Origin of the sequence: Pseudoalteromonas sp. RB2-MNA-CIBAN-0110, from assembly GCF_040309305.1 — a bacterium.
Lineage (GTDB): Bacteria > Pseudomonadota > Gammaproteobacteria > Enterobacterales > Alteromonadaceae > Pseudoalteromonas > Pseudoalteromonas arctica.
Map to the genome: position 1 here is coordinate 60,350 of NZ_JBEOOQ010000001.1, position 23,795 is coordinate 84,144.

Here is a 23,795-nt window from a genome sequence, read left to right on the forward strand (position 1 = left end):
AAATTTAGGAAAATTCGTTATTAATCACAGTATGGAGGAAATTAAGTAAGTTATCAAAATTCGTTTCAAACGCAAGTTGCTGTTTTTTCTCAATAGAAACAGGTAGGAGTTCAAGCCAACGTGCTGCAATCCATGGAAGCTTGTCAAAATGAGTTTTCTTGTACAACAAATTAAGTTCCGGATTACCTTGAAATACGTTTTTAAGCGCGTCGTGTAGTAGGTAATGTTCACCAATTTGATTGTTAGAATCTTTGTACCAATACGGCGTATTACAAGGCGATACCAAGCCATGACGTAATTCGTCTTCGTCTTGATAAACATCATTAATTTGCACATTTTGCGATGCAAATACATCAATTAATAATACATCGTTATCGTCTTGGTCAAAATCAATAATATCAACAAGGCAACCTTGCGCGCTTATATTAAAAGGCGTGTCATGCTCGAACGTACAAAGCACAAACCCTGTATTATTTTTTAATGCGGTTTTAACCATATTTAAGTAGCGAGGCTCAAATATGCGTAATCGCGTATAACCTTCAGGTAACATAAAAATGGGTAATGGAAAAATCGCACGTTTCATAAAGTCTACTTATTTCAAACACTCTGCCTTTATTTACGTGCGCTTTTGCTAAGTCGATCAGCTTTGTATGAATCGAATTAATTACCAGCTATATAATTGGCTAAAGATTAAACCAACCTCCCATAGCTTTAAACACTTGAACCGAGTAATAAGCGCTAATCATACTGACTACGGGTGCTAACATTAATGCAAATAATCCAAGTTCACTGCTCATCGTTTTAATCCTTTAAATGATTTATTTTACGTTTTTTATACTAGTGTCAGTATTTTTAAGCGTTGCGCTATCTGTTAAAACTGGCTCATCTAATAACCCCTCTAAAACAGTTTTAGCATCAAAATAAAGCGTTTCCTTTAGTGATTTTTCAAGCTCGATTGTGGTTTGCTTTACGTAGCTTGCTACACTTTGAGTTAATATATCAGTTACATCTAGGTCCACTTCTACTGCATGAACTTGCGCAGAACCTAATACTAATAAACTTGCCATAGCGATTTTAATTGAATGTTTCATAATGGTATTCCTTGTTTGTGTATTGTTTAGACGTAGTTATATACTCAAGGGTTGTGCCAACATAAAAACAAATCTTAACCAGTTGTAATTAAACAACTTTACACGCATCACTTTAATTTAAAAAATTCACCCCTCGTTAATTTAACCATTTAATTTGATTTTTTGACTACTTTTTAGTTAATAAATAAAAGGGTTTAAAGGTATTAATTCCGTCACAGTAAATACATTTAGCGTTTATAAAAACGTCATATTTAATCGTTAAAATACGCACCACTATAAATAATTTAAAAAGTGCAGTATGACTCTTTCATCACGTCGAAATTTTTTAAAAACCTCAGCAGCAAGCATATTTACCGTCGCAGTATCGAGTGCCATTACAGGTTGTGCTCAGACATTAATAAACAAACCTCTATCGGCTATTGAATTTAAACACGGTGTAGCCAGTGGCGATCCGCTTAGTCATGCTTTAATAATTTGGACACGTGCAACCACTTCTCAATCAAATTTTGAAGTTACTGTTGCTTGGGAGCTGGCAGGTGATTCTCAATTTAAAAACATTATTCGCAGCGGGCAAGAACAAACAGATAAAAGCCGAGACTTTACAATAAAAATAGATGTGCAAGAACTTGCTCCAAACACAGAGTACTTTTATCGTTTTATAGGTTTGCAAACACAAAGCCCAATTGGCCGAGCTAAAACACTACCAATAAATAACATTGAACAAATTAAAATGGCTGTTGTGTCGTGCTCAAACTACCCTGCTGGGTACTTTAATGCCTACACAGATGCCGCTAAGCAAAAAGATTTAGATGTAGTACTGCATTTGGGAGATTACATTTACGAATACCCAATGGGCGGGTACGCTACCGAAAATGCTAAAAGCATTGGCCGCCAATTAGCAGCTGATAACAGCGGTGAAATTATTACCCTTAGCGACTATCGTAAACGTTATGCTATTTACAGAACAGACCAAGGCCTTCAAGCACTTCACGCTGCAGCGCCTTTTATCGCAATATGGGATGATCACGAAGTTACTAACGATACCTATAAAAGTGGTGCTGAAAATCATACCCCTGATGAAGGTGACTTTTTTAAGCGTCGCGCAGCAGCTATTCAAGCCTATTACGAATGGCTGCCAATTAGACCGCCTATGGGCGAACAAAGCCCGCAAATATATCGCACCTTCGATTTTGGTAATTTAATAAGCTTACATATGCTAGATACGCGCGTAATAGCACGCGATAAACAACTTGCTTACAGCGACTATAAAAACCCCGAGACCAAGGAAATGGATGTTGCTCGCTTTGCCAGTGATTTAAATAATCCAAATAGGCAGTTACTAGGTAACACACAACTAAACTGGCTCACGAGTGCAATAACTAAATCAAATGCAAAATGGCAAGTATTGGGCCAGCAAGTATTGATGACTAAAATGTGGCTACCTACTGAAATATTCTCGCAATCCGATCGCACTAAAATACCGCAGGTGTTAAAAGAGCTTGTTGCCATTAAAAAAGCCGTGTTAGCTAATAAAGCGGTAACACCCGCGCAACTCGCACGCGTAAATACTTTAATGCCTTATAATTTAGATGCGTGGGATGGTTACCCAAGCGAGCGCGAAGCATTGTACAAAAGCGTTACCGCATTAAATAAAAAATTAGTGGTGGTTGCAGGTGATACGCACAATGCGTGGCATGGCACATTAAAAAATGCAAAAGGCGAAAGCGTAGGAGTAGAATTTGCAACACCTGGTGTTACATCCCCGGGTATGGAGCATTATTTAGCGCTTAATACAGCACAAGCAAAGCAAATGGCTGACTCGCTTTCATTGCTAATAAACGACTTAAACTATTGTGACTTATCACACCGTGGTTATATGTTGCTTACAATCACTAAAGAGCAAATCACAACCGATTGGCGCTATGTAGATAACACTAACACTTCAAGCTACAACATTGCTGCTCAACACCAAAGTGTCTATAAGGGCTAACATTTTGTATAAAAAGAGAAGGTAAACACATTATTTACCTTCTCGTTTATTTTATTAAACGTGCTTAATTACAAGTATAAAGAAGCGTCCACGAAGCATCACTTCCTGGAATGCTGTTTGTATACCAATTTGCGCTGTATGCATTACCTTGATATTGCATTTTATCGTCAGTGTTATTGTGAGTAAACGGACCACCTGAGTAATCTTTGTTCACCCAATTAGGGTATGCATTAATACCATTACAATCTGTTGAACTTACAACACTGCATCCGTTTGTATCAACACTTGTACCAGCGGGTGTATCTGGGCACTGATCAATATCATCATTCACACCATCGTTATCCGCATCGCTTTGTGGCTCAACTACTTCAACAACACAACCTATATTATTAACAGTTTCACCTGCAGGTGTATTAGGACATTGATCAATACTATCGCTTATACCATCAGCGTCGCTGTCAGTTACTGCACAGCCAATACTATCAACCGTTGTACCTGCGGAAGTATTATCGCACTGATCAAGGCTGTCACTTACGCCATCCCCGTCGCTATCTAAATCAACATTGCTACTACCACCACCCCAACCTTGAATGATCTCTTTAACTTTAGAGCCTGACGATGTTAGTGAATTCCAACTACCGCCTGGAGTAAATAACGATGCACCTTCGTTTTTATCGTTTAAAGCCCAGTTAGCGTGGCTAATATTGTTTGTTTTAAAAAATGCCATCCATGCATCGGTTTCATTGATATTAACACCACCATTGCCATCAGCATTAACTGTTCCCCACTCTGTGGCGAATAGTGCAATGCCGTTATCGAGTGCTGTTTGTGCTTTATTTCGATACGATTGACCATGCGTGCCAGCATAAAAATGCAGAGTGTAAGCAATATTGGCGCGATCAATTGGGTTTTGTGATGCCACATCAACATCTTGCGACCACGTAGGCGTTCCAACCACAATTAAGTTATCAGGATCGATTGCTCTAATTTTATCAATAACTGTTTCTGCGTAAGGCTTAATATCGTTAACCCACGAGATTTGTAACGGCTCATTATAAATTTCATAAATAACATTATCGTTGTCACCATATTTAGTGGCTACTTCTTCAAAAAATCGAATGGCTGTTGCTTGATCGGTATGTGCTTCATGGCTATGAAAATCAATAATAACGTACATATCTTCGCTAATAGCTGCGTTTACAACAGTATCAAGACGGCTCATATTGCCCTCCCAATCAAAGTTCAAACTGCCACCCGTACTTGTGCCATGGCCAATAGCTGCACGGATTAATGTTGCATTAAATTCAGTTTTTGCCTTTGCCACTGTTTCAGCTGTGTAAAATTTTTCAGCGCCCCACCCCGTGTTACTCCAAAATAAGCTAGGCCCTGCAAAGCTTGTGTTTTCTCCACCCGCAAGAACTTGATTCCCACTTACCGTTAACTTCTCAACAGCAGCATTGGCCATTGTTGAGCATCCTAATAATAAAGCTAACGATAAACTCGCCACTTTAAAATCCTTTCTTTTGTGATTATTTGAACTGTTATTCATCGTATTTCCTTAAATTGAAATTATCAGTCGTCATTGCTTGACGTAATAAATTGACACCAAACCAATACTTAATAGTCAAATAAAGTTAATTTAGCGAGCAGAAAGTACCATTTATTTATTAACATTAAATGAATGAAAAGGTACAAAGATAAGGATTTTAATTAACTAAATATCAACAAGTGAGCGATTTAACGAGGTTTGAGGATTTTACTGGGTATATACAGGCATTTACACGATGTTTACATGATGCGGGCAAAAAATCTCGGTTACAAAAAATATGTATAAAAATGAAAAGGCGGTAATAATAATTATTACCGCCATCAATAATAGCTAAATATCAGGGATAAATATGCGGGAAGAAAATTAATAAGCCAACCAAACCGAGTTCTAATTAAGTGGCTTATTTTTTAGTGGGCAGCGCTTTTCTGCCCAAACGGTATGCATCCATCATACTCAGCACCCAAATTATAATCATTAAAGGTACATACTTATATTCAGCGAGTTGAGCGCAAGCGTCAGATGGTTGTTGCGCTGCTTTTAAAATGGCCGTAACCGACATGGGGATTTTTCCGTTTACAATTTCATTTGCAGTACACTGTGCAATCGCAAATATATCTTGTAGGGTTAAAATTAAAAGAACAGAAAATACGCCCGCAAAAATAGCGCCTATAAGGTGTTTTTTTAGAGAAAAATGCCCCGCTCCAGGATAAACAATGGCGGTAAGTAAAGCAGCTTTTAGATCTTGTTTCATGGTTATTTCAGCTCGTAATATGTATTACACTAGACACCAACATAGTGAATTAATTCTCTTTAAAATCAAGTAAAAGCTAAATTAGCGTATCAAATAAAGTTATTTAGAATTACTCACAGCTAAGATTGAAACATTCAGCGTACAGTTGTACACTGAAAATTAATTCCAATAGTGGTAGGAACCGTTATGTCGTTAGAAGCGCCTTATTCCCGTAAAGAAGAACAACTAAACGTAATCAGCCATGCACTCGGTATTATTTTTGCCGTATTTGTAATGTGGGATCTATTTAGCCAAGCCACCAGCACTAAAGCGTATATTAGTACTGCAATTTATGGCAGCAGTCTATTTGTACTGTTTTTGTCGTCCACTTTGTACCATGCCAGTATTCAACCGCGCTTAAGAGCCTTTTATAAAAAGTGCGATCACTGCGCCATATACTTATTAATTGCCGGCACCTACACTCCCTTTTTATTAATCTCATTAACCGGTGCTTGGTCATGGGCAACACTTACATTTATATGGACTGTGGCACTGGCGGGCGTTGCGTACAAAGTATTTGTAAAAAACGGTAATAAAAAAATATCACTCGCCACCTACTTACTCATGGGTTGGTTTGCACTGGCTATTGTATATCCGCTTTATTCAAGTGTTGATGTAAAAGCACTTTACTGGCTACTTGCCGGCGGTATTTTTTATAGTTTAGGCACTTTTTTTTACAGTGCTAAAAGCACCCAGTTTAGCCATGCAATTTGGCATTTGTTTGTAATTGCCGGGTGTGCTTGCCATTATATTTCGATTAGTAACTATGTTTATTGAGTAAGTTAGAGAGCAAGTTAATTGACCTCTACAGCTGCATATGCAGCTGTAGAGCTTGTTGTTGAGGACCCTAAGTGAACTCAATTTTCTAAGCTGCCTGTGCGGCAGTGAACTAAATGATATTTCTACGGTGCGTGCCGTGAATTTTCTAAGCTGCCTGTGCGGCAGTGAACACCTAATTAAAAGCGGTGTCGCTGTTGTTGTTTTTCTAAGCTGCCTGTGCGGCAGTGAACTGGGTGAGTATTTCGCTAATCGCTTAGATGATTTTCTAAGCTGCCTGTGCGGCAGTGAACCAGATACACACTCAATTGATTTAATGCTAGATTTTCTAAGCTGCCTGTGCGGCAGTGAACTCTTCAATCACTGACAATTCAACTCACTACACTTTCTAAGCTGCCTGTGCGGCAGTGAACAGAAACGGCGTACAAGTTAAGCATGAAGTAGATTTCTAAGCTGCCTGTGCGGCAGTGAACTCGGTTATTAACGCAATAGACGACGCTGAAGATTTCTAAGCTGCCTGTGCGGCAGTGAACACCATTGGGTAGCACTGCAATCATCAACACCATTTCTAAGCTGCCTGTGCGGCAGTGAACTCCATATTTGTAGCAGTTTGGCGTACAAAGCTTTTCTAAGCTGCCTGTGCGGCAGTGAACTTGAAGTAATGCCAGGCGTTGGCTATACAAATTTTCTAAGCTGCCTGTGCGGCAGTGAACCGCTGGCCGCGTTCGCGATTGGTGGTGTATTCTTTCTAAGCTGCCTGTGCGGCAGTGAACCATAAAAGATACTACTCTGAAAATTCCCATAATTTCTAAGCTGCCTGTGCGGCAGTGAACATTTAATATAATGCACGATAATAGTATTGTGTTTTCTAAGCTGCCTGTGCGGCAGTGAACGGTAAGTACAGCCTAGCTAGTTCATCTTTTAATTTCTAAGCTGCCTGTGCGGCAGTGAACAAAGCAGACGAACTAGCCGCCCTTATTGGTGATTTCTAAGCTGCCTGTGCGGCAGTGAACTCTTTGGGCAGTATGGCGAGATTAGCATTACATTTCTAAGCTGCCTGTGCGGCAGTGAACGTATCTACACAGTCTATTCAGTATGAACAAGATTTCTAAGCTGCCTGTGCGGCAGTGAACTGTTACAAGCGCCACTGTGTAGGTACTCTTTGTTTCTAAGCTGCCTGTGCGGCAGTGAACTTAAATATGCCATACATGGTGCCCATGTAATTTTTCTAAGCTGCCTGTGCGGCAGTGAACCTCTAACCACTTTTATATACCCTTTATCTAAATTTCTAAGCTGCCTGTGCGGCAGTGAACTTAATGAGTTCGTAGGGCTTGTATTCACTGTTTTTCTAAGCTGCCTGTGCGGCAGTGAACTCGATAAGACATTAAAAACGCTTAGCGCTACCTTTCTAAGCTGCCTGTGCGGCAGTGAACAGTGAATATTGGACACAGCGCTTTTTAATTTGTTTCTAAGCTGCCTGTGCGGCAGTGAACAAATCAAGGTTTGGTAAAAGCGCAGCGTCTTCTTTCTAAGCTGCCTGTGCGGCAGTGAACCACTTCGTATGGCTTTATTTCTTCAAATAAATTTTCTAAGCTGCCTGTGCGGCAGTGAACGCTTGATAGTGAACGCCTAAAATTTCTTTTAATTTCTAAGCTGCCTGTGCGGCAGTGAACAAATTTGAAGGTTTTCAATAAACTCCGCTAATTTTCTAAGCTGCCTGTGCGGCAGTGAACTAATGCTGCTGTCAGTACTGCTAACTGTGTAATTTCTAAGCTGCCTGTGCGGCAGTGAACCAAAAGTAACCGCCCCACCCGAACCCGAGCAATTTCTAAGCTGCCTGTGCGGCAGTGAACAATAGAATAACAGCAAAAAAACAAGTTACAACAAACAGTTGATTATAAAAATCAACTTTTGACCTTTATTTTTACTGTGTTTATAACTTGTTGTTTATTTTACTAATTTTTAAAGAGCGATTTTTTAGGGTAAATACTAAGTAGTTAACCTTTCTTAAATTGATAGCTTAATGTAATGAACGTGCAGCGGCGGCTTTTCCAACACTTTGCTTTTGATGCAAAATCATCATAATGAACACTTGTGTATTATCTATGCGGTATATAAGTCGAAATGATTTAGTGAGCAACTCTAAACAATCTTCATCAGTTAATGTTAGTTCTTTCGGTAAATGACCCAGCAATGGTTGTGTCGCTAATACATCTATCGCTTCTTCTATTTCAGCTAATAATTTATTAGCTAGCTGATCATTCACACGATTCAAATAATGTAGATATATAATCTCTAAATCTTTATTGGCACTTTCTGTTAGCTTTACTTGATACAAAACCACTACAATCCTCTGCGGCTACGCAATTGTGCCAATACAGTTTTAGCGTCATGCATGTTACCTTGTTTGATATCTTTATCGCTTTGGGTCAGCATTTTTAACATGGCTAAGGTTTCTTGGGTTTGCTCATATTCTGCAACCGATTGCACCACCATAGCGGCCTCACCATTTTGCGTAATAATATACGCTTCACCATCATTTTTTAGTTCTGCGGCAATTTTAGCTGCGTTCGCTTTTAGATAACTGATTGGTTTTACATGTGTTGATAACGACATACTTTTTATCCTTGCGACTGACAATAGAGAACCAAATATAAACCATATTTGGTTCTCTATAAACTAATAATTAACCCTGTCATGAGCTTTGATATTTAAAACCAAGGCACAGTGGCGGTTTTGCTTAGGCCAAACTGGTCAAACTCACCGCCAATAGCATTAGGTAATAAGTTACCGAACTGAATGTAACGTCGATGTAAATGCCCCGTTGAACCACTTTCCAGTTCAAAGTACGGGTTATCTAAGCCTTTTGTGAACATTTTCGCTTTATAAGCTTTTATTTCTTCTGCTGATATTGTGTTTCGTTTAATCAGGCGGTTAAGTTTGGCGTTTGTCATAGTACTTTGTTTACGTGAAATAACGCGATATTGCACTTGTTCAGGTATTGGTAAAATATCGCTTACTTTGCAGTAACCACTCAAACCACCTAACCAATTAACCGTTTGTAATTTAGTGAGCGCATTCATATCTCCATGAATACGTATTGCCCTACCTAATAAAATTTTATATGTAGGGAAGCTAATACCAATATTAGTCGATTGCTCATCAAATAAGGCTTTGTGCAGCTTAGTGTAAACTTTGTTTAGTAAAACGTTTTCTCGCATTTCAGCATCAGGCTGTAGCGTAATGTCTATATAATAATTCATCTTTAAGCCCTTATCTTTGTGACATAAGCAATACCTTTTTTACCAAGGTAAAAGGAAGAAACGCCAGCATTTTCTATAAGTTGAGCTAATTCACGCCCTGCATCTTTACTAATGCCAAGTTCAATATCTAATTTCCCACTGGCCTTGGTCATTAGGTGTTTTATTTTCCCCTCTCCTTTAATAAATTGCTCGTGAATATAGGGATTACCCCATATTTTTTTCTTGTCTCCCGTTGTATAGCGAGCCATGAAATCCTTTTTAGTAAAACCATTATTAGATATTCCGCTTATGCCACCTGCTTTAGTTTTCGCAGAACTCATATCAAACCGAGTAGTAAGTCGCTGTAATTGAAGATACAAAGCAGAGCAATAAAGGCTAATAGGGAATATTAAACCTTTATTGTTTAACCCTTTAAACTTTTCAAATTCATTTTTTAAATTATTAAAAGCTGTTTTAACCTCTTCATCATTTTCGATGACTTTAAGTTTATGTAGCTCTTCTAAACGCTCAATTACCGATAATGGTTCGCAAGTTATTTTTTTTTCAATGAGGATGTCGTCATTTATAAACTTACAAAGCTGTGATAAATCTAACGCTAAAACACCCCAGAATTCTTCTGAATAATTGGAATTAAAAATAGGATCGTTAATTTTTACTGTTCCGGTGAAAGAATTTTGATCTGTACTACCCGTTATATTTCGAATAAATGTCATTTCGTTATTTATAACGCTAGGTTTATCTTCAAACTGAACTACGTCTTCAATATCTTTAAAGTAATAATTTTCTGCCGTTCTTGATTGATATAGCTTGCGTTGATCACCTATCAACCGATTCAAAACGCCCATAACGGTATCTAAGGAAATATCACGTTCTTTAAAGTTTTCTTCTTTGCCTAGGCTAGTCATAGAGCCTATAAATTTACGCCCTGCATTTGGTAGTGCTTCATTGTTACTACCATCTAAAAATGAATTTCGCCAAGATGATTCGTATTCTATGGTTATTTTCATGGTTACCTCGACTATTTAGCGTAAAAATAGGTAGCAAATTCAATGTTCGCTTGTTCGCAGATAGAACTTTCATCACGTTTAATACGCATCATTTTATTACTATCGTTATAATCTAAAACTACATCGTCAACATACATGTATGACTTAGCTTGTCTGATAGACAATTCTGAAATTAAGCTAATGGTGTACTCAACTAATGCTTTAACAGCATCATCGTTTAATAAAATACCATTCTCTCCTTCTTCAAAAATAGTACCGCTTCTAACATAGTTTTGATGAAAGATGGCTTTTGGCTTTAAGCTTGGATTTAATGTTTGAATAAAATCCTGCACAGTTTGTGCTACTTGCTCACCCTGCCCTTCATTAACGTTCATCGCTTCACGGTCAAACTTTTTATCAAGTGAAATAAATTGCAGTTGCTCAATACTAATAGATCCGTAAGAAATATATTTAGTATCACCAAAGGTTGTTTTTGAGAAGAAAGAGGAACTATCGCGCTCTCCTGCTTGCCCAAATTGTTCAAAGTTACCGTTACCTAATTGATCAACAAAATCCTCTATTAATAATGGGCTAGTACGTTTATTTTGTGTAGCAGGAACAACATAGCCTCTAATTAAACCTGTTACTGACGCTAATACGTTATCTAAATTTGTTTTTTTAGCGTAGTGCAAATCAAATGCCTGTGATCTAAACAAATGATGACGAATACAGTTTTGGCTAATATAAAGCGGTGTTTCTTTAAAGTTTATATCTGTTGCTTGTTTCTTATATTTATAACCTGTTTCTTCTTTTACCTTACCACTTAAGTTCGAATAACCTCGGAGCTTGGGCATTGTGTGATTATTTAATTCAGTTCCTTTATCACCTGTTAAGGTTGTTGGTCCATTCCAATTCACTACCCCATGACCTAATGCGGTAATTTTAAAATCTACACTTTTAATTCCTGTTACTTTTTCCATGATTTATTCCTCATCTTCTGTTGTGTTATTAAGTTGTTTTAGCGCCATTGCGCCAATGGGTTGTTTGTCGCATGTCATGTAATAAATAGCATGTGAATGTCTTGCTGATTCACCGCCAACCGTCAGTAAATCGTTAGACGTATAGCTTAGGTATACCGGTAATTCAGGATCACGTGCTTGGTTTAATAAGGCGTTATCGTTATAAGGCTTTATGCCGCCCACTGCGTTGTGATGTTTTTTATACATGTTCGATAATAAGTCTTGATCGCTTTTGCCATAACCTTTAATTGCTAAAGCTGAATAAGTTAAGTTATCTATATCGGAGGTATCATCAAGTGGCATTATGTAAGCATATTTGTTAATAAATTTAGGTTCGTGCTGATTGCTAACATCACAAACCGCCATTTGCACAAAACGATTATTGCCACGTAGTGAATTTTTATTCATTTTTCCACGTGATTTTTCTTGTGCTTTTTTAGGTGGTATTACAATAGGGTCAACTACTTTGTTATTAATATCTAACACGCTGTTTTTTAAAGCTGCAATTAAATCACTTTCTATTTTATCTCTACTTGAAACTTCCTGATGAAAACGCCTATACATTTGATAAATTTCGGGAAGGGTAAAAGCTTTATTGTCAAAATGTTCAAGTAACGACTGATACCATGCACGCGTGCTAGCTAAACTGTACATTTTGTTTAAAAATCGAGAGGCTGAACTTTGCCCTTTGTCATTCGCAATAGTTTCAGGAACCGCTAAGCAATATGTGTTAAGTTGCTCGTTTAACCCAAATCTGTCCAATCGCCCTAAGCGCTGCAAGGTATTTTCAGGGTTAGATATTTCCGCAACCATATAATCGCAACTAATATTTAAAGAGGCTTGAACAATCGGGCCACTACGTAATACATCATATTTATTGGTGCCATTTTGTTTAAATGCGTTGTAAACCTCGTTAAACCAAGTTTGCTTATCACTTTTTTTAAATTTGGAGTGTAGTAATATATTGTTTTCTACTTGTTGGTTGGCAATAAAACTATTTTGTGCCGATAACGCTGTGTTACTAATGACAAAGGTTTTGTTTTTATGCGGTTTTAACAGTGGATTGTCATTACTCAAATTAGCATCATCAAAAATATCAAATTTAATTTGATATTTACTTGAGTTAAAAGATGGCATTTCGATAATGTCTTCTTTCTCAATATCTAGTACTTCTTCGACAAAAACATAATGTGGCGTAGCTGATACAAGTAAGGTGTTTGCTAATTGACCTTGTGCTTTTTTACAGGCGACTAATTCAGCAAATAATAAATTAAAGGCTGACATATTGATGTATTCGTGAAATTCGTCAAAAACTACATGTGCATTTAAATAGTCAATTAAGCTATTTGCTTTGGTATGACTAATAACACTGCCAAGTATTTGATCAATAGTGGTTATAACAATATCGCCTGAAAAGTAATCTTCTTCGGTAGTCTTATTGCCCCACTCATTTTGAAACTTAAACTCACCTGTTAATATTTCAATGGTTGCATCAGGTAAATATTTATCAGAAGTCAATTCAGCAAATAAACCTTGGCAAACTTGTACGCGAGGACAAACCCAAATAATTTTTTTCGCTTGTTTTAGTGCAGCCCATTCCAAGGCTATTTTAGTTTTACCGCAACCTGCAGCACCCGCGAGTACACCAACATCTTCAACCTCAGTTAATTGCACGGCAATATCATGCTGTTTTTGAGTTCGTTCACCATCGGGGAAGTTAGCAAGGCAATTAGTAATATAAGTTGATAATGAAGAGTCTGTTGTAAATTGCTCTTCAATAATTTCATTAAGGGTTTTAGTTTTAATTGCTTGGTGCAGCTCTTGCGCAGTTAACGCTGAAACAAGCCTGTCAGCCGTAATTACACATGCTCTAACAATATTATTGTTGGCATTACATTGAATGCTTTTTTGATAATCGTTACTTGCTTCTTCTGTTTCATATTCTTTATACAGTGGTAATTGTGGCGCATTAGGCAGCAACTCTTCGGCATCTTCAATTGCACTACTTAAATAGGCTTTAGTAATAGTTGCTTCACTTGTTCGGTAGCTAAGCTCGATCTCTGATACTTTTTTTAAAATATTTTGTGCTTGTTCGATAAAGTCAGTGAGTGATTTATCTTTATTATTCGCTAGAATTTTTTTTGACAACCCTTTGTAGCTGTCAAATTCTGGGGCTATTTTATCATTACGATATGCTCTAGCATGGTGCCAATATATAACGTGGCGAATAGAACGCTTATTGCCTGCACTAACAAATTTTAGGCTTACATCATCCAATAAATGATAAAGCAGTAAAGACAATTCATTATGTCTTGGGTATTTTTCAAAGCTAAATTTAGCCGTGTCAATATGCTGCCCATCATCAGCAATTATATTTTTCTTTTTAGGATCAATTACCCATTTTTGAAAATTGGGATCGAGTTTCCCTAAATCATGCAAGCAACCAGCAATAAAACACGTTGTTGTATATTGTTTATCTAAATTAGGAAATAATTGTTTATGTAATAATTCGGCTACATAACCAACAGCAAATAAATGTTCAACCAATGTTTGTAAATGCGTATTAGCGTAAGCCACGCCTTTAATTGGTTTGTTGTTATTCGTGTCCATAAAAACCTCTTTTGCTGTTGTATTCACAGGTACGACTCCCCGTTGATTAAATTTTGATTTTGAACCCACTACCCAAATAAACTGACTACGCGATCGGCTTCGTATCCAATGACAACTGACTGCTGTACTTTTGCTTGCGGTTTGCTTGAGCATTTTTTTAACGGTTAATAAACCGTCTTCAGTGATTAAGGTTTGCCAGGTATTGTCGCCAATTCTGTTCGCAAAGGCGTCGAGTACGCGGCGTGTTTTTTTAAGCGCGTTTTTTTCGCACTGTGATACAAACGTAACCATCATAAATTATGTTCCTCTATGTGGCTTTGTGAGTAATTTTGCAGTGCAATTGCTTTAATCGTATCAAACATAAAGTCGAGTGATTTATGATCTGTAAAGGCTTGTAATACTTGTTGGCGAAACTCTTGCTCTGTGGCATTTTCTTTGGCGCATATAAATGCCCAAGGTAGTACGATGGCATCTTTTATTAAATCGGCTACATCAAACACTAAGGCACCGCGTCTGGTTTTTCCATGCATTACGGCAAAACCATGAGGAATGCCTAACACCCACAAACAACTTGCAGCTAATCCATAGGCAAGGTAGTTACCATGATTTAAAAAGTCGTTTGCTTTGTCGGTGCTTTGGTGCAGGCGTTTAAATGCTGCGGTGCTGGTATTATTTGCAGCATATTTATAAAGTACTTTGGTTAATTGTGCTTCGGTAAGTAGTAACTCTGATTGCTTAGTTGCTGCACTAGTACGCGTTTTAAACGTACTCAATGCTTTTTGCATTTGTTCGCTATTGAAGTCAAACCCTTCGTTTTTTAAGTCGCGGTCTTTGTTCCATACTTTTTGTAAGTAACTAATGCGGGCTTGTTGCATTGTTTTTGCGGCTAATAGACGTTTTTCGTCTTCAAACCAAAACTGTAGCCAGCCATGCAAATATTCGGTTGGTCTATATTCGCTTTGTGGTGTAAACCACTCGACCTCGCACGCCATATGTAAAGGAGTGCCTCCGCCACCGGTAAAACCAACAAGCACGCCTGCTTGGGCTAGCATTCTCATTGCTGCTTGCGTTATTGATGTTCCATTTCCCAGTAATAGTACGGTGGTATTAGCAATAGGTACGTTAAAGTATTGGTTTTCGTTTTTAGCTTCGGTAAGGTACAAAACACGCCCATCTTTTTGCATAACACGGCAGTATTCTAGGTAATACATATTGGCACGTTTTGAGTGTAAAATTGTTTTTAAGTCACTTGGGCTAAAATCATCCATTACTTTCATCCTTTATTGTTATTCCCTTTAAATTACTGGCTGTTTAGCTTTTGGGCAACACTGTACGTTTATCACCTGTCGTAATTTTATGCATATTTTTAGTTTATTATTATTTGCGTTGCTCGTTAAATACTATGGCATATAAGGCTGTAAGTTAGCTAAGCAATTGGGGCTGAGTATAATTTGTTGCGCTTCGGGGTTTACTTGGTAACTGTCTACACGTAGTTGTTTTAATACATAAAGTAGTAAAGCGGCGCGTATTTTTATATTGCGTGTGTAATGGCCATTTGATTGCTGATTCATTTGGTGATCGAGCGCTATTATTCTTGCCTTATTAGCGGTTAATCGAGGGTCGGGCTCTATGCTAACAATAAGTTGGGTTTGCCATAATGTGTCGTGTTGTTGGTCGTACTCTGCGGGCCCTTCTATTTCACACTCACCATTAAAACGAGTAAGAACAAAGTCTCTAAAATCTCGATTTTTTTCACAATACGCACGTACATGCCAGCGAGTGCCATCAAAAACTAAATTATGCGGACTAATAATACGTGATTCGAACTCAGGACTTGATACAGAAGCATAACCTACATCTATTCGTTGTTTATGTTTAAGTGCGTGTAATATACCACTTACCTTTTGAGGGTTTACTGGCATTAGGGGGGATTGCATTGCAGTAAAGTGATTATAATATTCGCTTTGAATACCTTGCTGGGTAATACTTAAATAAGTACCAAGATCGTGTGTACCATACTCTGGTATAAAGTATTTTGTAGCTTGATATCCTTTTTTTGAGTTGTTGTAAACCAAAAAATCAGAATGCTGTTTTAAGTAATCTTGTATGTATTTAGATGCACTTGAACGGCTTATGTTGAAGTGTTGCTGTATGTGTTTAGTAGTTAAGCGATTTTCCCAAAATACAATAAGTTCTATAAAATGAAAACGCTTAATCAGATCGTAATTTAAGTGTACTATCACGCTGTTCCTTAGCTATTTTTTTCCTTTTTACAAAGTATCAAATTAGGTAAAAATAACAATAAAAATTTACCCTCATTGTTATGGAGACACGAATTATAATCTACTAACTGTGTGAGTGATTATTTTTATAACTTTAAATTACATAAATGCTAAACATGCCCTTTGAGTTGTCTCTGGCTAATTTACTCTTTGTCACCCATAGATATAAGTAAAGGCCGTTAGCTGGAGAGAATGGGGTCAAATCCTGACTTCACACATTAAGAATCTTCAATGTCTCCTTATGGCACTCTCCAGCCACTCGACAACGTGAAATGTTGATAATAATTGGCAAGGTATTTTGCTGTGCCGGATGGCGCTTCGCTTATCCGACCTACACTGGCACTTACCTGCCGATAATAATCATGTCACTCCCACCGGCACTCGCGCATATTCACTTTGTCGTTTTTAAACAATACACCTTCTGATAATAACTTTTCGCGCTGTTCTTGGTATTTTTCGCTACCTGCAGGGAATGATATTTTACCTTGGCTATTCACTACCCTGTGCCAAGGTATAACCGAGTCGTTTGGCATCATTTTTAATAAGCGCCCGACCAACCGTGAGTTTTGCGGGTAGCCCGCAAGTGCTGCAACTTGCCCGTAACTTGATACTTTTCCTACTGGTATGCCTGCGATAACAGTATAAATAAGCGTTTCTTTATCAATATCCATTGTTGTTAGAATATTCCTTACTTAATTGTTTAAATTGCTCCCAGATAGTACGCGCTACAGGGCCGTGGTGCATTGCATGCTGCCTAAAGGCTCTAATTTGCGCGCTAAATTTATGCTCTCGGTCAGTTATGTGTATTTCTTGAAGTAAGCCTGCTTTTATTTCAGGGTCGCAGTGCTCTAGGCTCATCATTGCCCAACCCGCGCCTGAGAGTAAAAACGATTTTAGGGTCGATACATCATCAATTTTCATCATGGCGGAGCCTTTTGAGTACGATAGCCTGTCGCTGTCGATACTCAAGTCACTTTCAAACATGGCTAAACACGGATACGTTTGCAGTTCGCTATAGGTAAGTTTTTGAGGGAGTACGCCTTTAGCGCTCACAATACCAATATCGAGCCTGCCTATGGGTACGCTTTCTAAATCGCCTGTCGCATGAAATAAATCAAACCACGGGCCAATGCCTAATTCGGCTTGCCCACTGTTTACTTGCTCTAATGAAATAAAGCGCTTCCCGCTGGTTAAGCTAAACTCTGTGCTGGTAAACAACCTAAAAGTATTACTTATGATCTCGTTATAACTCTGCATATGACAAAGTTGCTCGTAACAAACTCTAAATTGGGGTTCATTACCGAGTGCCAATTCTTTAGCGAGCTGTGCTAGCTCGTCGTTGGCATGCAGTAGTTGCTGCGCTTCGCGGTGAAAAACACGTCCTTTTTCAGTAAGCTGTAATCGGTACTTACTTCTGTCTAGTAACTCAAATCCTATTTTGGCTTCTAAGTTTTTAATGGCGAGTGTAAGCGCTGGCTGCGTTTTATGTAGCTTTAGTGCTGCTCCGCTTAGGCTTGCGCTTTGCACTATGGCATCTAAAATTATTAATTGATTCAGCTTCATATACCGCTCTGCAACATCATAAATAAAACTTATTGAGTTTCTAAAATTTAATGATTTTTATTTTATATGTTTGCAGCGTATGCTGCACTTAATTATTTTGCCATCATTGCAACGGAGAAGACATGAAACTCTTTCGTCTATGTTTATTAACAACGACCTTACTTAGCTTAATAGCCTGTTCTGAGCCAGAACAGCAAGTTAAAGAAGAGCCTATTCGCCCTGTTAAATTATTCAACATAGGTCATGATACGCAAATTAACATTCGTAGTTTTCCTGCTGAAGTTGTTGCAAACCAAGGCTCGTACCTTGCTTTTAGGGTAAACGGCGAACTTGTTAAGTTTCCTGTGCTTGCTGGTGAACACGTTGAAAAAGGTGATTTATTAGCAAAACTGGATCCAGAAGATTTTCAATTACAGTTTGACGAACGTAAAGCGCGCTTTGAATTGGCAAAATCACAACTTGGTCGTATTGAGCAATTGTTTGAGAAAAAAATCACCAGCCAGTCAGAATTAGATCAAGCCACTGCTAATATGCAAATTGCTGAATCTGCATTTAGAATTGCACAAACGAACCTTGAATACAGTGAACTACGCGCACCATTTTCAGGCACTGTCGCTAAGGTGTTTGTTAAAAACTTTGAAAACATTCAAGCCAAACAAAATATATTACGCTTAGAAACACGCGATTTAATGGACGTAGAAATTCAGGTTCCTGAAAAAATAGTCGCTCGCTTTCAAAAAGGCACCGATTACCACCCTACTGTAAAGTTTGATGGCTTTGACGACAAAGAATACATACTTGATATTAAAGAGTGGGATACCCAAGCAGATCCTGCAACACTTACTTATAAAGTTGTGTTTTCGCTACCAGTACCTGAGGACTTTAATTTACTAGCCGGTATGACGGGTAGCGTGCTTATTGATTTAAGTAAAGTAACGCGCTCGCAAGTGGCTTATACAATCTTACCTATCGAGTCGGTGTTTTCTGAGCCGCAAGAATCAATTGAAGATAACGCCTACGTATGGCTTTTTGATTCAAAAACTAGCCAAGTGCATAAACAAGCTGTAAAGGTTGGCCAGTTGCACCGCGATGGCATTGAAGTATTAAGCGGTATTGAAGAGGGCCAAATTGTGGTTTCAGCCGGTGTGCATTCACTAAAAGAAGGCATGAAAGTAAGAGCATGGAATAAAGAGCGAGGCTTATAATTATGAGCTTTGCACAACTCTCCATAGAGAAAAAAGTAATCAGTTGGATGTTTACGCTGCTGCTATTAATTGGCGGTAGTGTGTCGTACTTTGATTTAGGGCAACTAGAAGACCCTGAGTTTACGCTTAAAAAAGCCATGGTTATTACCATGTACCCTGGCGCTTCGCCGCAGCAAGTTGAAGAAGAAGTTACTTTTCCGATTGAAAACGCGATTCAGCAACTCCCTTATGTTGATTACGTTACCTCTATTTCATCTAACGGTAAATCACAAATTTCAGTAGAAATGAAAAGCAATTATCGTAAAGAGCAGCTTCGCCAAATTTGGGATGAAATGCGTCGTAAAATTAACGACCTTTCTCCGTCGTTACCCAGTGGTGTTTACCCAAGTACTATTTTGGATGACTTTGCCGATGTTTACGGTGTTATGTATTCGGTAACTGGTGATGGCTACTCGTATGACGAGCTTAAAGATTACGTCGATTTTTTAAAGCGTGAGCTGGTATTGGTTAAAGGCGTTAGTAAAGTAACCGTTGCGGGGCAACAACAAGCGCAAGTAATGGTTGAAGTTTCTACGCGTAAGCTTGCTCAATTAGGTATTGCGCCAAGCCATATATTCCAGTTATTGCAATCGCAAAACACGGTATCTAACGCAGGTAAAATTCGTGTGGGCGATGAGTCAATTCGCTTGCACCCTACTGGCGAATTTAAAGATGTAAAAGAGCTCGAAACCTTATTAATTTCAAAATCAGGTGCCAATGAGCTTATTTACTTAGGCGATGTAGCCAAGGTTTACAGAGAGTACGCAGAAGTACCAAATAACATTATTCGTTATAACTCTCAGCAAGCTTTACTTATTGGCGTGTCGTTTATGTCGGGTGTTAACGTGGTTGATGTGGGTAAAAACATAGACGAGCATTTAGCATCACTTGAATATCAACGCCCTCATGGTATTCACATAAATTCTGTATACAACCAACCACAAGAGGTTCAAAAATCGGTTGATGGTTTTATTATCAGCTTACTTGAAGCCATTGCGATTGTTATTGTTGTACTGCTGTTATTTATGGGCTTAAAAAGCGGCATTTTAATTGGTGGTATTTTACTGCTTACCGTACTGGGTACGTTTATATTTATGAAGTTGTTTGCTATCGACTTGCAACGTATATCGCTTGGAGCACTTATTATTGCTCTTGGTATGCTAGTTGATAACGCAATAGTCGTCACCGAAGGCATATTGATAAATCTTAAACGTGGCCAAACAAAACTAAAAGCGGCTGTTAATATTGTTGAGCAAACAAAATGGCCTTTACTAGGTGCAACAGTAATTGCAGTCACTGCCTTTGCGCCAATTGGTTTAAGCTCTGATGCCAGTGGTGAATTTGCCGGTAGCTTGTTTTGGGTGTTGTTTATTTCGCTTTTATTAAGCTGGATAACGGCCATAACGTTAACACCATTTTTTGCCAATTTAATGTTTAAAGAAAACGAATTTAAAAACGAAGAAGGCCAAGAAGATGAAGACCCATATAAAGGTTTTATTTTTAATGGTTACAAAGCGATTTTAGATTTAGCGCTGCACTTTAAAAAAACCACGCTTATATTAATGGTTGTTTTGCTGTGTACTGCGGTTGTTGGTTTTGGCTCTGTAAAACAGTCGTTTTTTCCTGCCTCTAATACACCTATGTTTTATGTAGATTATTGGCAAGAGCAAGGCTCTGATATTCGCTCAACCCTTGAGGGCGTTAAAAAGCTCGAAGAGTTTTTACAAAAAGAAGACCTTGTTGAAGAAGTAACAAGCACAACAGGCCAAGGTGCACCGCGCTTTATGCTTACCTACGCGCCTGAAAAATCATATCCCGCGTATGGGCAATTAATTATTCGTGTTGCCGACAGAGAAGCCGTAGCAACTGTAATGCAAACAGTGCGTGATTACTCAAGCAATCATGCACTCTCTGCACAGCTTAAAATTAAACCGATGGAAATTGGCCCTTCTACTGATGCAAAAATAGAAGCGCGTTTTTCGGGCCCTGATCCTGTTGTTTTAAGACAACTCGCCGCTAAAGCCGAAGAGCTGATTGGTGAAGACGAAGGCGCGTATAATATTCGTGATGACTGGCGCGCACGTACCAAAATGATTCGCCCGCAGTTTAACGAGCAAAAAGCACGTCGATTAGGTATTAGTAAATCAGACTTAGATAATGTGTTGCTAACGAGCTTATCGGGTAAACAAGTGGGCGTATATCGCGATGGTACACAGTTACTACCTATTATTGCTCGCTCTCCTGCTAACGAGCGCTTAAACGTAGAAAGCGTACACGACCTTCAAATATACAGCCCAGTTCTTGGTGTCTTTATACCAGTGACTCAAGTTGTAGACGAATTTGATGTGCAGTGGGAAGACAGCCTAATAATGCGCCGCGATCGCAAACGAACTATTACAGTAATGGCCGATAATAATGTATTAGGGGATGAAACACCCGCTAAATTATTTGCACGTATTCGCGGCCCAATAGAGAACATGGAACTACCACGTGGTTACCAACTAGAATGGGGCGGCGAGTTTGAGTCATCAAGCAAAGCTCAAAAAGCAATATTTGGCTCATTACCACTGGGTTATTTAGCTATGTTCGCAGTAACCGTACTACTTTTCAACTCGCTTAAACAGCCGCTTGTAATTTGGGCAACTGTACCCTTGGCTATTATTGGTGTAAGCGCGGGCTTACTAGCGATGAATGCTCCGTTTAGCTTTATGGGGCTACTTGGTTTGTTAAGCTTAAGCGGTATGCTAATTAAAAACGGTATTGTATTAGTTGATCAAATAAATCTTGAATTAAGGGAAGGTAAATCGCCCTATGAAGCCGTGTTTGACTCTGGTGTGAGCCGTGTACGACCGGTTGCAATGGCAGCTATAACTACTATTTTGGGTATGATCCCGCTGTTATTTGACGTGTTTTTTCAATCAATGGCGGTAACAATTATGTTTGGTTTGGGCTTTGCTACAATTTTGACTCTAATTGTAGTGCCGGTACTGTACACGGTTATATTTAGAATTGATTACGAGCCACGTAAGTAGTTAACATATAATCGGTTAACATTAAAAAATGCCACAGGCTCAAAATCCTGTGGCATTTTTATTTAATACCGATAAAAAAAGAAAGGCTACATATTTAGTTGTTAAGAAACTAACCGCAACACTTTTTATATTTTTTGCCGCTACCACATACACAAGGTGCGTTACGCTCTGGTACTTTATCAAATACTTGTGGCGTTGATTTACTAAGCGCAAAGTCTAGTTCGCGAATATCTTCTGGTACTTCTGCTTTAACTTCAATTGAAGCAAACAGCGAATGCTCTTCTAGTATTGCTTCTATTTCTGATTGTCGTTCAGCTGAGTTTACAATTAGCGTTAACGGATGTAACTCTGTGCCGACCTTTGCGGTACGATTCGGCGCAAATCCATTACTGTTATTTTTACCCATTATGTCGGGCTTACCCATAAAGAAAAATTTTGACATGTTACTTCTATAACCTTTCTACATTATTAAGACGGCGCATCTTAACAGCTTACCCAACATATAACTAAGGTGTACTTGCTAATGCACAATATAAATCAAGCTTTCGTGTATATACGCCTAATATAGCGACATAATGAGGCCATTTAATGGATTTAGGCAAAATTTGAATTCGATATATAGTAAAATTATACTAGCTAGACTCAGTGGCGTTTTAATATCTAACTCAATATTATGGAAAAGCCTTGGAAAACTTTAAAATTGCAGTACTAATAGCGGGCAGCCTTTTTATACTTTTTGGTTATTTACGCTTTATAACTGACGATAATGGTAACGTGAACTTAAACAACTACCGTTTTACAGGGGGCATACTACTGATTATTTCCGGTATGGTTGATGGCACACGCGACCTTGTTAAGCGCCTGCGTTCTAAAAACGCATTATCGGCGATTGCAGTTTATTTAGGTATACTCTTATTTTATATTGGCTTTAGCATTCAATAGCTAAACATTAAGCGCTAATTTGGGCTTTATACAAGCAGCATTTTATAAGTGAATCCCCTGTGACCTTTAAACAACTATTCAACAGCGCTCTGCTACTTTTAGCAACGGCTCCTCCACTGGTTTTACTTGCATGGGATGAACAAGTCGATCCCGCTTTTATCCCCAATGATATATATAACACCTTAACATTTACGTTATTTCCAATAATGACGATCGTGTTATCGGTTGCTTTATTTAAGCACCTATATAAAAAATACAATAATAACTTTGAATTTAAACATACGGTTAAAGATTATATTGTTGAGCACGGGAAATTCCGTTCAGTATTTATACCAATCGGTTTACCTATTTTAATTTACTTATGGTTGTGGACGTCAGTATGTATTTCAGTAAAGTTACTGGCTAATAAATACGGCGATAATATATGGCATCAAGAATATCAGTTACTCGAAGTAGGTACTTGCCCAACTGATTATGAATACAGTTGCGCAAAACTGACTGTACTAGATTTAAAAAGCTATAAAAAGCATACTTTTAGATGGTATTTAGATAAAGGTAGATTGGTGAGTTTGCAAAATAACAACGTAAACTTAGTGGGCGTTAAAAGCCCACTTGGTAATATAGTACAAGAAATACAGTGGTAGTAGAATACCACTT

Annotated in this window: 21 protein-coding genes and 1 CRISPR repeat array; of the genes, 6 read left to right on the plus strand and 15 right to left on the minus strand. The window is 38.3% G+C overall.

The window, feature by feature from the left end; all coding sequences use genetic code 11:
- Positions 1-4 precede the first annotated feature (4 nt).
- Both AAEY68_RS00260 and AAEY68_RS00265 read right to left on the minus strand, forming a co-directional pair.
- Positions 5-583, minus strand: coding sequence for an LON peptidase substrate-binding domain-containing protein (locus tag AAEY68_RS00260; protein ID WP_350585316.1), 579 nt, complete (start codon positions 581-583; stop codon positions 5-7).
- A gap of 235 nt (positions 584-818) precedes the next feature.
- Complete coding sequence (locus AAEY68_RS00265; protein ID WP_024592205.1) at positions 819-1,091, minus strand: hypothetical protein; 273 nt, start codon at positions 1,089-1,091, stop codon at positions 819-821.
- 298 nt (positions 1,092-1,389) lie between these two features.
- Between AAEY68_RS00265 and AAEY68_RS00270 the strand changes: the two genes are divergently transcribed.
- Positions 1,390-3,081 carry an alkaline phosphatase D family protein gene (locus AAEY68_RS00270; RefSeq protein ID WP_350585317.1) on the plus strand — a complete coding sequence of 564 codons (1,692 nt, stop codon included), beginning with the start codon at positions 1,390-1,392 and terminating at the stop codon, positions 3,079-3,081.
- A 64-nt stretch (positions 3,082-3,145) separates the two neighbouring features.
- On the opposite strand, the gene AAEY68_RS00275 is transcribed toward AAEY68_RS00270, so the two are convergent.
- Positions 3,146-4,630 carry a cellulase family glycosylhydrolase gene (locus AAEY68_RS00275; RefSeq protein WP_024592204.1) on the minus strand — a complete coding sequence of 495 codons (1,485 nt, stop codon included), beginning with the start codon at positions 4,628-4,630 and terminating at the stop codon, positions 3,146-3,148.
- 400 nt (positions 4,631-5,030) lie between these two features.
- Complete coding sequence (locus tag AAEY68_RS00280) at positions 5,031-5,381, minus strand: hypothetical protein (RefSeq protein WP_024592203.1); 351 nt, start codon at positions 5,379-5,381, stop codon at positions 5,031-5,033.
- A 186-nt stretch (positions 5,382-5,567) separates the two neighbouring features.
- On the opposite strand from AAEY68_RS00280, the gene trhA reads away from it, so the two are divergent.
- Complete coding sequence (trhA, locus tag AAEY68_RS00285) at positions 5,568-6,197, plus strand: PAQR family membrane homeostasis protein TrhA (protein WP_024592202.1); 630 nt, start codon at positions 5,568-5,570, stop codon at positions 6,195-6,197.
- Positions 6,198-6,282: 85 nt separating this feature from the next.
- Positions 6,283-8,050: a CRISPR direct-repeat array (repeat unit 28 nt; unit sequence TTTCTAAGCTGCCTGTGCGGCAGTGAAC).
- 167 nt (positions 8,051-8,217) lie between these two features.
- Here the strand turns inward: trhA and AAEY68_RS00290 are convergent.
- The 10 genes from AAEY68_RS00290 to AAEY68_RS00335 all read right to left on the minus strand — a co-directional run bounded on the left by AAEY68_RS00290 (position 8,218) and on the right by AAEY68_RS00335 (position 17,920).
- Positions 8,218-8,541: a type II toxin-antitoxin system RelE/ParE family toxin gene (locus tag AAEY68_RS00290; RefSeq protein WP_024592162.1), complete on the minus strand. Its 324-nt coding sequence runs from the start codon at positions 8,539-8,541 to the stop codon at positions 8,218-8,220.
- Entirely contained in the window at positions 8,541-8,813 is a 273-nt protein-coding gene (locus tag AAEY68_RS00295; RefSeq protein WP_024592163.1) for a type II toxin-antitoxin system Phd/YefM family antitoxin, read from the minus strand. Before AAEY68_RS00295 ends, AAEY68_RS00290 begins: the two co-directional genes overlap by 1 nt.
- Before the next feature lie 95 nt (positions 8,814-8,908).
- The gene (gene cas6f / locus AAEY68_RS00300) at positions 8,909-9,460 is read right to left on the minus strand and encodes a type I-F CRISPR-associated endoribonuclease Cas6/Csy4 (protein WP_350585318.1); all 552 of its coding nucleotides are present in this window, start codon (positions 9,458-9,460) and stop codon (positions 8,909-8,911) included.
- Positions 9,461-9,462: 2 nt separating this feature from the next.
- The gene (gene cas5fv, locus AAEY68_RS00305) at positions 9,463-10,467 is read right to left on the minus strand and encodes a type I-Fv CRISPR-associated protein Cas5fv (RefSeq protein ID WP_024592165.1); all 1,005 of its coding nucleotides are present in this window, start codon (positions 10,465-10,467) and stop codon (positions 9,463-9,465) included.
- Positions 10,468-10,478: 11 nt separating this feature from the next.
- Entirely contained in the window at positions 10,479-11,426 is a 948-nt protein-coding gene (cas7fv, locus tag AAEY68_RS00310; RefSeq protein WP_024592166.1) for a type I-Fv CRISPR-associated protein Cas7fv, read from the minus strand.
- Between the two features lie 3 nt (positions 11,427-11,429).
- Positions 11,430-14,369: a CRISPR-associated endonuclease Cas3'' gene (locus AAEY68_RS00315; protein ID WP_350585319.1), complete on the minus strand. Its 2,940-nt coding sequence runs from the start codon at positions 14,367-14,369 to the stop codon at positions 11,430-11,432.
- Positions 14,366-15,343 (minus strand): type I-F CRISPR-associated endonuclease Cas1f, encoded by a 978-nt coding sequence (cas1f, locus tag AAEY68_RS00320; RefSeq protein ID WP_024592168.1) that lies wholly within the window; start codon positions 15,341-15,343, stop codon positions 14,366-14,368. Before cas1f ends, AAEY68_RS00315 begins: the two co-directional genes overlap by 4 nt.
- A 132-nt stretch (positions 15,344-15,475) precedes the next feature.
- Positions 15,476-16,318 carry a BrxR family helix-turn-helix transcriptional regulator gene (locus AAEY68_RS00325; protein WP_024592169.1) on the minus strand — a complete coding sequence of 281 codons (843 nt, stop codon included), beginning with the start codon at positions 16,316-16,318 and terminating at the stop codon, positions 15,476-15,478.
- A gap of 404 nt (positions 16,319-16,722) precedes the next feature.
- Positions 16,723-17,028 carry an MGMT family protein gene (locus AAEY68_RS00330; RefSeq protein ID WP_024592170.1) on the minus strand — a complete coding sequence of 102 codons (306 nt, stop codon included), beginning with the start codon at positions 17,026-17,028 and terminating at the stop codon, positions 16,723-16,725.
- Positions 17,018-17,920, minus strand: coding sequence for a LysR family transcriptional regulator (locus AAEY68_RS00335; RefSeq protein ID WP_010552989.1), 903 nt, complete (start codon positions 17,918-17,920; stop codon positions 17,018-17,020). The genes AAEY68_RS00330 and AAEY68_RS00335 overlap by 11 nt, the downstream gene beginning before the upstream one ends.
- 122 nt (positions 17,921-18,042) lie before the next feature.
- Between AAEY68_RS00335 and AAEY68_RS00340 the strand changes: the two genes are divergently transcribed.
- Both AAEY68_RS00340 and AAEY68_RS00345 read left to right on the plus strand, forming a co-directional pair.
- Positions 18,043-19,125: an efflux RND transporter periplasmic adaptor subunit gene (locus AAEY68_RS00340; RefSeq protein ID WP_024592173.1), complete on the plus strand. Its 1,083-nt coding sequence runs from the start codon at positions 18,043-18,045 to the stop codon at positions 19,123-19,125.
- Between the two features lie 2 nt (positions 19,126-19,127).
- On the plus strand, positions 19,128-22,196 hold the full coding sequence (locus tag AAEY68_RS00345) for an efflux RND transporter permease subunit (protein ID WP_350585320.1): 3,069 nt from the start codon (positions 19,128-19,130) through the stop codon (positions 22,194-22,196).
- 109 nt (positions 22,197-22,305) lie between these two features.
- Here AAEY68_RS00345 and AAEY68_RS00350 read toward each other — a convergent pair whose 3' ends face one another.
- Entirely contained in the window at positions 22,306-22,638 is a 333-nt protein-coding gene (locus tag AAEY68_RS00350) for a PBPRA1643 family SWIM/SEC-C metal-binding motif protein (RefSeq protein WP_024592175.1), read from the minus strand.
- A gap of 242 nt (positions 22,639-22,880) precedes the next feature.
- Here AAEY68_RS00350 and AAEY68_RS00355 point away from each other — a divergent pair, with 242 nt between their 5' ends.
- Both AAEY68_RS00355 and AAEY68_RS00360 read left to right on the plus strand, forming a co-directional pair.
- Entirely contained in the window at positions 22,881-23,138 is a 258-nt protein-coding gene (locus AAEY68_RS00355; protein ID WP_350585321.1) for a MetJ regulator of methionine regulon, read from the plus strand.
- A gap of 59 nt (positions 23,139-23,197) precedes the next feature.
- Complete coding sequence (locus AAEY68_RS00360; protein ID WP_350585322.1) at positions 23,198-23,782, plus strand: hypothetical protein; 585 nt, start codon at positions 23,198-23,200, stop codon at positions 23,780-23,782.
- Positions 23,783-23,795: the final 13 nt, after the last annotated feature.

What these genes read in the sequence shown, in the direction of transcription:
- AAEY68_RS00260 (WP_350585316.1), bottom strand. Translation starts at nt 583, where the DNA reads ATGAAACGTGCGATTTTTCCATTACCCATTTTTATGTTACCTGAAGGT.
- AAEY68_RS00265 (WP_024592205.1), bottom strand. Translation starts at nt 1,091, where the DNA reads ATGAAACATTCAATTAAAATCGCTATGGCAAGTTTATTAGTATTAGGT.
- AAEY68_RS00270 (WP_350585317.1), top strand. Translation starts at nt 1,390, where the DNA reads ATGACTCTTTCATCACGTCGAAATTTTTTAAAAACCTCAGCAGCAAGC.
- AAEY68_RS00275 (WP_024592204.1), bottom strand. Translation starts at nt 4,630, where the DNA reads ATGAATAACAGTTCAAATAATCACAAAAGAAAGGATTTTAAAGTGGCG.
- AAEY68_RS00280 (WP_024592203.1), bottom strand. Translation starts at nt 5,381, where the DNA reads ATGAAACAAGATCTAAAAGCTGCTTTACTTACCGCCATTGTTTATCCT.
- trhA (WP_024592202.1), top strand. Translation starts at nt 5,568, where the DNA reads ATGTCGTTAGAAGCGCCTTATTCCCGTAAAGAAGAACAACTAAACGTA.
- AAEY68_RS00295 (WP_024592163.1), bottom strand. Translation starts at nt 8,813, where the DNA reads ATGTCGTTATCAACACATGTAAAACCAATCAGTTATCTAAAAGCGAAC.
- cas6f (WP_350585318.1), bottom strand. Translation starts at nt 9,460, where the DNA reads ATGAATTATTATATAGACATTACGCTACAGCCTGATGCTGAAATGCGA.
- cas5fv (WP_024592165.1), bottom strand. Translation starts at nt 10,467, where the DNA reads ATGAAAATAACCATAGAATACGAATCATCTTGGCGAAATTCATTTTTA.
- cas7fv (WP_024592166.1), bottom strand. Translation starts at nt 11,426, where the DNA reads ATGGAAAAAGTAACAGGAATTAAAAGTGTAGATTTTAAAATTACCGCA.
- AAEY68_RS00315 (WP_350585319.1), bottom strand. Translation starts at nt 14,369, where the DNA reads ATGATGGTTACGTTTGTATCACAGTGCGAAAAAAACGCGCTTAAAAAA.
- cas1f (WP_024592168.1), bottom strand. Translation starts at nt 15,343, where the DNA reads ATGGATGATTTTAGCCCAAGTGACTTAAAAACAATTTTACACTCAAAA.
- AAEY68_RS00330 (WP_024592170.1), bottom strand. Translation starts at nt 17,028, where the DNA reads ATGGATATTGATAAAGAAACGCTTATTTATACTGTTATCGCAGGCATA.
- AAEY68_RS00335 (WP_010552989.1), bottom strand. Translation starts at nt 17,920, where the DNA reads ATGAAGCTGAATCAATTAATAATTTTAGATGCCATAGTGCAAAGCGCA.
- AAEY68_RS00340 (WP_024592173.1), top strand. Translation starts at nt 18,043, where the DNA reads ATGAAACTCTTTCGTCTATGTTTATTAACAACGACCTTACTTAGCTTA.
- AAEY68_RS00345 (WP_350585320.1), top strand. Translation starts at nt 19,128, where the DNA reads ATGAGCTTTGCACAACTCTCCATAGAGAAAAAAGTAATCAGTTGGATG.
- AAEY68_RS00350 (WP_024592175.1), bottom strand. Translation starts at nt 22,638, where the DNA reads ATGTCAAAATTTTTCTTTATGGGTAAGCCCGACATAATGGGTAAAAAT.